This window comes from Streptantibioticus parmotrematis, assembly GCF_019890615.1.
GTDB lineage: Bacteria > Actinomycetota > Actinomycetes > Streptomycetales > Streptomycetaceae > Streptantibioticus_D > Streptantibioticus_D parmotrematis.
Genome location: NZ_JAINVZ010000048.1, coordinates 1 through 9,657, shown reverse-complemented (window position 1 = coordinate 9,657; position 9,657 = coordinate 1). Strand labels below are relative to the sequence as shown.

General features: G+C 71.1%; 9 protein-coding genes and 1 pseudogene. 8 read left to right on the top strand and 2 right to left on the bottom strand.

The window, feature by feature from the left end; genetic code table 11:
• The 8 genes from K7472_RS32000 to K7472_RS31965 all read left to right on the top strand — a co-directional run.
• Positions 1–879, top strand: an 879-nt coding sequence (locus tag K7472_RS32000) for a TadA family conjugal transfer-associated ATPase (protein ID WP_222982751.1), incomplete at its 5' end; no start/stop codon positions are given.
• On the top strand, positions 876–1,781 hold the full coding sequence (locus K7472_RS31995; protein ID WP_222982750.1) for a type II secretion system F family protein: 906 nt from the start codon (positions 876–878) through the stop codon (positions 1,779–1,781). The genes K7472_RS32000 and K7472_RS31995, both read left to right, overlap by 4 nt.
• Positions 1,778–2,662, top strand: coding sequence for a type II secretion system F family protein (locus tag K7472_RS31990; RefSeq protein ID WP_222982749.1), 885 nt, complete (start codon positions 1,778–1,780; stop codon positions 2,660–2,662). Before K7472_RS31995 ends, K7472_RS31990 begins: the two co-directional genes overlap by 4 nt.
• Before the next feature lie 23 nt (positions 2,663–2,685).
• Complete coding sequence (locus K7472_RS31985) at positions 2,686–2,901, top strand: hypothetical protein (protein ID WP_222982748.1); 216 nt, start codon at positions 2,686–2,688, stop codon at positions 2,899–2,901.
• A gap of 99 nt (positions 2,902–3,000) precedes the next feature.
• Positions 3,001–3,354, top strand: coding sequence for a TadE family protein (locus K7472_RS31980; protein WP_222982746.1), 354 nt, complete (start codon positions 3,001–3,003; stop codon positions 3,352–3,354).
• Positions 3,351–3,800, top strand: a complete 450-nt coding sequence (locus tag K7472_RS31975) for a TadE/TadG family type IV pilus assembly protein (RefSeq protein WP_222982743.1) — start codon at positions 3,351–3,353, stop codon at positions 3,798–3,800. Before K7472_RS31980 ends, K7472_RS31975 begins: the two co-directional genes overlap by 4 nt.
• On the top strand, positions 3,797–4,243 hold the full coding sequence (locus tag K7472_RS31970; protein WP_222982741.1) for a hypothetical protein: 447 nt from the start codon (positions 3,797–3,799) through the stop codon (positions 4,241–4,243). Before K7472_RS31975 ends, K7472_RS31970 begins: the two co-directional genes overlap by 4 nt.
• Positions 4,244–4,262: 19 nt before the next feature.
• A complete protein-coding gene (locus tag K7472_RS31965) occupies positions 4,263–7,580 on the top strand; it encodes a LysM peptidoglycan-binding domain-containing protein (RefSeq protein WP_222982739.1) in 3,318 nt (1,105 codons plus the stop codon).
• 85 nt (positions 7,581–7,665) lie between these two features.
• Here K7472_RS31965 and K7472_RS31960 read toward each other — a convergent pair whose 3' ends face one another.
• Both K7472_RS31960 and K7472_RS31955 read right to left on the bottom strand, forming a co-directional pair.
• A complete protein-coding gene (locus K7472_RS31960) occupies positions 7,666–8,070 on the bottom strand; it encodes a hypothetical protein (protein ID WP_222982737.1) in 405 nt (134 codons plus the stop codon).
• Between the two features lie 960 nt (positions 8,071–9,030).
• Positions 9,031–9,657, bottom strand: a pseudogene (locus tag K7472_RS31955) (hypothetical protein); the annotation flags it as partial.

Sequence of the window (9,657 nt, the reverse complement as noted above, 5' to 3'; positions counted from 1 at the left end):
GGGGTGACCCCGGGCACCTATGTGACGATCCGGCGGCACGGGCTGCGACAGGCCACGCTCGCCGACCTGGTGACGCTCGGCATGATCGACACCACGCTGGAGGCCTTCTTGCGGGCCGCGGTGCGCGCCCATAAGAAGATCATGGTGGTGGGCGGTCAGGGCGCGGGCAAGACCACGCTCTTGCGCGGGCTGCTGCGGGAGATCCCGAGCGATGAGCGGTTCGGCACCATCGAGACCGAGTACGAGCTGTGGGCGCACGAGAACGGCTTCCACACCCAGGTCGTGCCGATGGAGGGCCGCGAGTCCAACGGCGAGCGGATCGACGGGCGCGGCGCGGGTGAGATCTCGCTGATGGACCTGCTGTACAGGGCGTTGCGGATGTCGCTGTCGCGGGTGGTGGTCGGGGAGGTGCGCGGCCCGGAGATCGTGGCGATGATGCAGGCGATGACGTCGGGCCAGTCCAGTACCCTCTCGACCTTGCACGCGTCGGGCCCGGAGGTCGTCTTCGACCGGATCGCGGAGCTGTACCTGCTGGCCCAGGGGAACATGTCCGAGCAGCTGGCCTACCGGCAGGCGGCGAATGCCTTGGACTTCATCGTCTTCGTGGACGGAAGCATCGATGAGACCGGGCTGGGTGGCCACCGCCACCGGTTCGTCTCCCACGTCCTGGAGGTGACCGGCATCGGCGAGGGCGGCCGCCCGGACACCAACACCATCTTCGGACCTGCCCCCGAATTCGGGGAGTTGAGGGCGGTACCGCGCATGCACCCGCGGTGCATCACCAGCCTGCGGCGCGCCGGGTTCGACCCGGAGCTGCTCAACGCCTCCGGTGGCGCGTGGAGTCAGCCGCTGCGCCTGATCGTGCAGGAGGCGTCGTGAGCTTGCTGGAGTGGGTGCTGGCCGGGCTCGCGGTGGCCGCCGGCATCGTGGGACTGGTCGCCGGGATCGCCGGGACCGACGCCCCGGTGCGGTCCTCGCTGCTGGCGCGGTGGCGCGCCGGCGCCGCCGCCGGGCAGGACGCTCGCTTCCGGCGCCGCACCCGGCTGGCGGCCGCGTTGGTGGCGGGCGCGCTGGTGTGGCTGGTCAGCGGAGTGTTCGTCGCCGGCGCGGTGATCGGGCTGGCGATCGCCGGGGTGCCGTGGCTGCTGTCGCCGACGAAGTCGGCCGGGGCGCGGATCGGGAAGCTGGAAGCGCTCGGGGACTGGACCCAGCGGCTGGCCAACGTGCTGCGGCTCGGCCGGGGCCTGGATGAGGCGCTGCTGCTGTCGCGCCGCGGGGTGCCGGAGGAGATCGCGCCCGAGGTCGGGGACCTGGTGGACCGGCTACAGGTGGGCTGGCGGCCCGCCGAGGCGCTGCGCGCCTTCGCCGATGCCCTCGATGACGTGACGGCGGACAAGGTCGTGGCGGCACTGCTGTTGTCGGCCTCCGACCGCGGACCGGGCCTCGCGCAAGCGCTGGAGGACCTGGCGGGCAGCGTGCACGAGGAGGTCGCCCGCCGCCGGTCGATCGAGGCGGACCGGGCCAAGCCGCGCACCACGGTGCGCTGGATGACGATCATCACCTGCGGCGTGGTGGCCGGTGGCCTCCTGGTGCCCGGCTACACCGCCCCGTACGGCACGCTCCTGGGCCAGCTGGTGCTGGCGCTGCTGTCCGCGGGGTTCATCGCGGTGCTGGTGTGGATGCGTCAACTGGCCGACCACAAGCCCGTACCCCGTTTCCTGGTGCGTGACCCGCGCAGCAAAGTGCGCATGCCCGCAACCCCCATCAAGGAGGCGGCGTGATCGCCTGGCCTGCTGTTCTCGCCGGAGCCGCCGTGGGCGGCGGTATCGGCCTGCTGGTCAAGGAGCTGGTACGCCCGGCGCCCGCGCTCGGGCCCGCGTTGCAGCGCCTGAACAACCCCTCCGGGCCGCGGCCCGAGCAGGCGGTGCCGGACGACAGGGACGCGCGGTGGGGCGCCTGGCTGCTGGAACACCTGCGGGGCGTTCCCGGAGTGCGTATCCCGCACACGAACCTGGCCCTGGTCGGCAGCAGCCCGGAACGGTTCGTACTGACGAAGGTGGCGCTGGCCGGCGGCGGCCTGCTGATCCCGCCGGTGGCCACCATCCCGCTGGTCCTGCTGGGCCTGCCGCTGCTCGTCCCGGCCGGGGTCGGTCTCCTGTTCGCCCTGGTGCTGTGGTTCACCCCCGACCTGGCGCTGCGCGACGAAGCCCGGCGCACGCGGCAGGAGTTCGCGCACGCGGTCGCTGCCTACCTGGACCTGGTGGCGCTCAAGCGCGCCGGGAACACCGGCGCGGAGGAGGCCATGGAGGCGGCGGCGAAAGTCGGGAACGGCTGGGCCTTTCAACGGCTCCGCACCGCGCTGGACCAGGCACGGCTGGACAAGATCCCGTACTGGGAGGCGCTGGAGCGGCTCACCGCGGAACTGGACCTGCCGGTCCTGGACGACGTGGCGGCGATCATGCGCCAGTCCAGCGACGACGGAGCGTCCGTCTACGCCACGCTGCGGTCCCGCGCCCGCAACCTGCGCGTCGAACTCCTCAACGAGCAAGCCGCCGGGGCCAACGCCGACTCCGAGAAGATGACCGCCCCCGGCGCGTTCATGGCGGTCCTGGTCATGCTCATGATCGCGTTCCCGGCCATCATCCGCATCCTCAACACCTGACACCCAGAAGGGAAACCCGACTCATGCTGACCTTGCTGCGCTGGTACCACACCCTCTCGCACACGCTCGACGGCCGTCTCCAGCAGGCCATCACCTCGGCCCGCGACGACGCCGACCGCGGTGACATCTCGATCACCACCGTCATCATCTGGGTCGCCGCCGTCACCGGCGCCCTGCTGATCGCCGGAACCATCGGCGTGGTCATCGCCAAGTACAACGGCAAGCTGTCCGGCATCTGACCGATGGACAGCAGAAGCCCACACCGCCGGTGGCCGGCCCGGCTGGCGGCCGCGATCCGGACCCGCGCGACCGGGGACCGTGGGGACGCAGGCATTCAGATGGCGATCGTCTTCCCGTTCGTCATCCTGCTCACCATCACGGTGGTCCAGGCCTCGATGTGGTACTTCGCCCGCAACATCGCGCTGACCGCCGCACGCGAAGGCGCGGACGCGGGACGGCTCTACCAGGCCACGCCCGCTGACGGTGCCGCACGCGCCCGCGCCACGCTCGGCCGGATCGCGGGCGACAGCCTGCGCGGCGCACAGGTGTCGGTGAACGCCACCGCCGACCAGGTCCAGATCACCGTCACCGGCACGGCCCCCTCGATGCTTCCGCTCGTCCCGGGACTGCGCATCAGCCAGTCCGCCTCCGGCACCCGGGAACGCTGGACCACTCCGGCAGGCGGCCGATGAACTGGACAGCGATCCGAGCCCGGGCAGCCGACGACCGCGGCAGCGAGTCCGTGCAGGCCGCGATCATCACCCCACTGCTGCTGATGTTCTTCTGCATGGCCCTGGCGGCCGGACGGATCGTCACCAGCGGACAGAAGATCGACTCAGCAGCCGAAGACGCAGCCCGGGCCGCCTCTATCGACCGCACCTCCACCAGCGCCCAGGCCGACGCCGAGACCGCGGCCGCCACCTCCCTACGCGACCAGGGCATCAAGTGCGCCACCACCAGCGTGAGCGTCGACGCCGGCGGACTGACCGTCCCGGTCGGACAGGTCGGCTACGTCACCGTCACCGTCCGCTGCACCGTGCCGCTCAGCGACCTGCTGCTGCCCGGAGCACCGGGATCCAAGACCCTCACCTCCTCGTTCACCTCCGTCGTCGACGCCTACCGGAGCCGTGGGACATGACCCCTCACCTGATCCGGCTGCGGGCCCGACTGGTCCAGGACGAAGGAAGCATCGCGGTGTTCGCCGCGATCGTGGCCATCGCCCTGCTCGGCATCATCGGGCTGGTCCTGGACGGCACCGGGAAACTCCGGGCGACCGAACGCTCCGACGCGATCGCGGTAGAAGCCGCGCGCGCCGCGGGCCAGGCTGTCGACCCGGCCTCGATCATCAGCGGCAAGGCCGTGAAGGTCGACCCGCAAGCGGCGGCCGCGGCCGCCTACGCCTACCTGCACCGCTCCGGTGCGACCGGCACGGTGAGCGTCTCCCCGGACCGCACCCACCTCACGGTCGTCGTCACCGGCACCTACGACACCAAATTCCTCTCCGTCGTGGGCATCACGACGATGCCCGTCACCGGACACGGCACCGCGACGCTGCTGCACGGCGTGCAGCAACCCCAGTAGAGAAGGGCCCTTCCCGACCATGCCCCAGCCCTCCCCCCGTCCGGCGCGACGCGGCCGCACGCTGGCCACCGCACTGCGCGCCCTGGCCAGCCTGGTCACGCTGGCCGCCTGCCTGGTCGGACTGCCCGTCGTGCTGGGGTGGGGCACCAGCGCCGTCGCCGGGCCCGGGATCGCCGCGCTCGGGAACCTGCTGACCACCCAGGACTCCGGACAGGTCTTCCTCCTGGCCCTCGCCGTCGCAGGATGGATCGGCTGGGCGCTGTTCGCGGCGGCAGTCCTGCTGGAAATCCCCGCGCAGGTGCGCGGCCGCACCGCACCCCAACTACGGCTCCTGGTCGGGCAACGAGCCGCCGCCACGCTCGTCAGCGCCCTGCTGCTCGCGCTGCCGACCGGCACCGCACTGGCATCCCCGGGCCCCGCCCAGGCCGCCACCGTCGCCTCCGCGCCCCAGCACATCACCTCCGAGCACACCGTCGCGCGGTCTGAACACCGTGACGCCTTCGCCGGCACCACCTACACCGTGCGCCAGACCCGCCCGGCGGAGAGCCTGTGGTCGATCGCGGATTCGCAACTCGGTGACGGTGCGCGCTGGGAGGAGATCGCGCACCTCAACGACGGCCGGACCATGACGGACGGCTCCATCTTCCGCGCCGACGCGCCCATCCAGCCGGGCTGGACCTTGCGCCTGCCCGCCGACGCCCGCCACGCCACCTCGCCGGCGAAGGACGGGCCGAGCACCCAGGACACCGCGACACGGGCCACCACCTACACCGTCCACGCCGACGACACCCTCTCGCAGATCGCGGAACACCAACTCGGTGACGCCGACCAGTGGCCGCAGATCTACGCCCTCAACCACGACCAGGTCCACGACCCCGACCTGATCTACCCGGGCGAGCACCTCACCCTCCCTGCCCAGACCACCAGCCCCGACCCGGCGACCAGCTCCTCCCCGGAGCCGGCCCCGGGACCTTCCTCCGGCACGGACACCACTCCCCCACCTGTCACGCCCCCTGCGGCCGCACCGGACACCACCTCAGCGACTCCCCCGTCCAACCCTGCACCCTCGGTCGTCGCGCCCTCAGCGACCAGCACTCCGACCACACCACCGGCGACGGCTGATACACCCACAGCGCAGACGCCTACCGCGTCAACCCCGTACGAGACCGCGCCGACAGCACACACCCAACACGCGACGTCCGAGAGCGAGTCCACCACCGGCTTGTTCGCCCTGGGCGGCGCTCTGCTGGCCGCCTCCGTACTGACCGCGCTCGGCGCACGCAGGATCCTCCAGCAGCGACGCCGCCGCCCAGGCCGACGTATCGCCATGCCGACCTCGACCGCCGCCACGACCGAGCAGGCCATGCGCACAGTCGCGGCCCCGGACGGCATCACGATCATCGACGCCACCTTGCGGACCGCCGCCGTCCACCTCGCGGCAGACGGCCGGGAACTGCCCGAACTGGGCGCCGCCTGCTACCAGGAGCACGGCCTGACGCTCTACCTGACCGAACCCGCCGCGCCCGTCGCCCCGTTCAGCGCAGTCGACGGAGACTTGGCGCGCTGGCATGCGCCCGCTTCCACCAACGAACTGCTGCCCGACCACGACATCGACAACGCCGACGCCCCCTACCCCGCACTGGTCACCATCGGTGTCACCGAAACCGGCGAGACCGTCCTCGTGGACCTGGAGCGCTTCGCCCTGGTGCGAATCGGCGGGCCGCGCCGTCAGCCTGTCCTGCGCGCCCTCGCCGTCGAACTGGCGACCACGACGCTCGCCGACCACCTCGACCTGACCCTCCTGGGCAGTACGTGCCCGGGCCTGGCCGACCTGCTGCCTGAACGCTGTAGCCAGCACCCTGACCCCGCCGACGCGGTGGGGGCCGTCGCCTCCCACCACCTGGGCCAGCAACAGGCCATGACCGCCGCGGGCGCCGAGAGCCTCCGGCAGGCCCGGCTCGGCCCCGACACCACCTCCGCCTGGACACCCCACCTCGTACTCGGCGACCACGATGACCTGTCGGACGACCACCTGCAGGACCTGATCGGCATCGCCCTGGACAGCCCACGGACCGCCACCACCTTGCTCACCACCAGCACGGCCACCCCCTCGACTCCGGGCGACGCCACCTGGGACATCATCACCGGCGCAGGCGTCGCGATCCCCGGGACCAGCCTGGTCTGCACGCTCCAAGAACTCTCCGACCAGGACTACACCGACGTGCTGGACATCATCGCGACCTCCGCGATCGACACCCCTGACGTTCCGGCACCCGCCAACTCACCCCGCCTCATCGAGCACATCCCCGTCCAGGACACCCCCGACCACCACACCTCCCCCACGCCTGGACCCGCCACCACCGACGAGGCAACCCCGGCCGCAGCTCGACCCACCGCGGTGGAACGCGAGGAGCAACCGGACGAGGCAGAAGGGCTCATGGCAGCCTTCGCCGACCTCGGCCCCGACGACGGCAACGGCAACGGCAACGGCAGCGACGACGCACTACTCCCCCACCTCACCACAGCGGGCTCACCCGCTTCCCACTCCCCCGCCGAGCCGGACCACGGCGCGTCAGCTGACAGTGCCCCGACGGCCGCCGAAGGGCCCGTGGTGCGCGTCCTGGGGCCGGTCGACATCGTCGGAACGGGCGGTACCACTGAGCAGCGCTACCTGCGCGTGCTCACCGAGATCGCCGCCTGGATGGTGCTCCACCCCGGCCGTGACCACCTCGCCCTCGACGAGGCGATCTGGCCCGGCCGTGAGGTCTCCCGCAAGACGCGCAACCCCTGGATCAGCCGGTTGCGTGGCTGGCTCGGCACCGCACCCGACGGATCCCAACACCTCCCGCCGATCGCTACCACCGCCGACGCCCGCTACCGGCTGGCCAACAGCGTCACCAGCGACTGGCAGCAGTTCCAGGCCCTCGTCGCCGAAGGCACCAACGACGCCCTGCACCAAGCACTACGTCTCGTCCGCGGCCGCCCGTTCGCCGCCGTCCGACCCCGCCGCTACGTGTGGGCCGAACCCCTCATCCAGGAAATGATCTCCGCCATCGTCGACGTCGCAGCAGAACTCGGAAACCGCTACCTCGGCATCGGCGACCCTCGCGGTGCCCTATGGGCCGCCACCAACGGCCTCGACGCCGCCCCCGAAGCCGAGCAACTCCACCGCATCCTTTTCCGAGCCCACCACGCCCTCGGCGACCGCGAAGCCCTCGAACGCGCCGTGCTGCGCCTGGACGACCTCAACACCGCCCTGGGCTGCGATATGGACGACGAGACCGCCGACCTCCTCGATCTGCTCCTCGCCACCACCCAGCCGCCGACCAGGCCATGAGCTGGTCATTTAACGTTCACGATGTCGCGAGCTACTCCGTAGCCGCGAGGGCGAGCGGGTCCAGGCCGGCGAAGCGGTAGTTGAGCTAGGCGGCCAGGACGAAGAGGACGGCTGCCTGCTGGCCGGCGGGATGCTGTTGGACTTGAGCCCACGCCCGGTCCGGCTTGCCGCGCATACTTAGCTGGATGATGTCGTGCGCGAGCATCATCATCGGGTCGTGGGCGGCGTTGCCGACAGAGACGACCTGCCCGTCGGGCCGGGTGTCGCCGGCCAGCATCCGACCAGCTACCTCGAAGACGGTGCGCAGCTCTTCCTTGTCGCGGCGCAGCAGGTCCAGCAGGAGAGCGGTGTTGGCTTTCCGGCCGGTCGCCGGGTCCACGCTCGCCATCTTGCACAGCGTCGGGATCACGGCATGCTGCGACGGCAACATGGCCGCAGATTTGGCGGTGAGAGCCAAGTCGTTCTCGTGCTGCTCGGTCAGATCGGGCATGCCGCAACCGTAGGCAACGAAGCGTCTCAGCCCATAGCAGACGCAGCGAAGTTCGCCTGTACGAGTCCGCGCCCGGGCGGAGATCGGTACCGCCTTGGGATGGTCGCTGCGCCGCGATGAAGTGCTCAGGTGACGGGGCGGGTACGGATCACGAGCACATCCTCCCGCCACTCCGCACTCGGCAGCTCGATCCCGGCCCACGCCGCGAGCAACGCGACGAGATTAAGGGGTCGTTGAGGCGCGCACGACACAGTCGGCACGCCCCCCGGGGCGCCGCCGGTCAAGTACTGCAGCGCCGCGCGAGCCGCAGCTTCGGCGTCGGCACGATGCTGGTCTCCCACAACCGGGACTGGCTTTCCCGCGCCACTCACGAAGGCTTCTGCCAGCAGCAGGTCTGCTTGCCCGGTGAGGAAGCGATGCGGCTGAGTGGTTGCGGTTACTCGCGGAACCAACGCGCGGAGCCTAGAGAGCATCCACGATGTCTGGGCAACGCCAGTCGCGAGCACACCAGCACCAGCCGACCACGGCCGGTTCCCCTCCCCCGTGCGTGCTTGACCCAGGTGCCGCCACCCCTCGCTACCTTCCCTCGGAACCGGCACAGCCATCGGGGCCTCAACGACCAACGCCGCCTGCCCGCCACGTGCCAACGGCCCTACCAACGCCTGGACAGCGCCTTCCGGATCATCCCCACAGGACAGCAGCCCTGCCTCCGACGCGTCCACCGAGGCCCAGGCGAACTTCGAGGGCGGCCGCACCGAGCCGATATCCACGCCTACCATTCGCACGGCCGCGCCCCCCGCTCGCTTGCACAGCTGGCAGTTCCAGCCGCAGTTCCAACGCCCGACACCACGTTCCAACGGCGCTCCAGTGGTAGGCGCTCGCAGCCCCTTTGGCTAGTGGCCGCAGCCAATCGGCCCTGGGTCAACCCGGATTGAAGTGTGCCCTGGTAACCCTTGTAACTCAGGGAGCCGCACGCGCCCTCCGCCGCCGGATTTCCCCAATGTATTTCCGCACCGTTCCCTCGGTCAGTCCCAGTTCGGGAGCCAGCTCCCGAGCGAGGCTGTTGGCAGAACGGTCGCGGTCCTCATCCGACAAGCTCTTCAGCATCGCCTCGACCGCCGGCCGACCGGAAACATGGTCGTCCTCCGAAGGCGTGCCCTCACCATCAGGTTCGGAAGCCTGCGGCTCGGGCTGCTGGGCTTGGATACCGGTCGGGCCCGCCTCGTCAGGTTCCGCTACGCGCGGCTCGGGAACCTGAAGCTGCTGAGGCTGTAGCACCGCGTCTGAAACAGGGCCGGGACCGCGTTCGCCTACGGGCACGTCGTAAGCGGGCGGTTCGTAGTGCGGAGGCGTGGCGAACCACTGGCCCGGCCCTTCCTCGGCGGGCGCGACCGGCTCGTCGTACTGGGCGGGCTCGACGGGCTGGGCGTGGTCGACGGGCCGGGCCTGCGCCTGCGGTGTCGTGGGCCGCGCCGGCAGCGCGGGCAGCAGCTGCGGTTCGATCCCCGCCGCCGAGAGCCCGGCGGGCGCGGTCTCCGCGAGCGGGACGCCGTAGCGCGCGAGGCGCAGCGGCATCAGGGACTCGAT

Excerpts from the sequence above, each read along its gene's own strand:
- K7472_RS31970 (WP_222982741.1), top strand. The coding sequence starts at position 3,797 with ATGACCCCTCACCTGATCCGGCTGCGGGCCCGACTGGTCCAGGACGAA.
- K7472_RS31960 (WP_222982737.1), bottom strand. The coding sequence starts at position 8,070 with ATGCCCGATCTGACCGAGCAGCACGAGAACGACTTGGCTCTCACCGCC.
- K7472_RS31985 (WP_222982748.1), top strand. The coding sequence starts at position 2,686 with ATGCTGACCTTGCTGCGCTGGTACCACACCCTCTCGCACACGCTCGAC.
- K7472_RS31980 (WP_222982746.1), top strand. The coding sequence starts at position 3,001 with ATGGCGATCGTCTTCCCGTTCGTCATCCTGCTCACCATCACGGTGGTC.
- K7472_RS31975 (WP_222982743.1), top strand. The coding sequence starts at position 3,351 with ATGAACTGGACAGCGATCCGAGCCCGGGCAGCCGACGACCGCGGCAGC.
- K7472_RS31965 (WP_222982739.1), top strand. The coding sequence starts at position 4,263 with ATGCCCCAGCCCTCCCCCCGTCCGGCGCGACGCGGCCGCACGCTGGCC.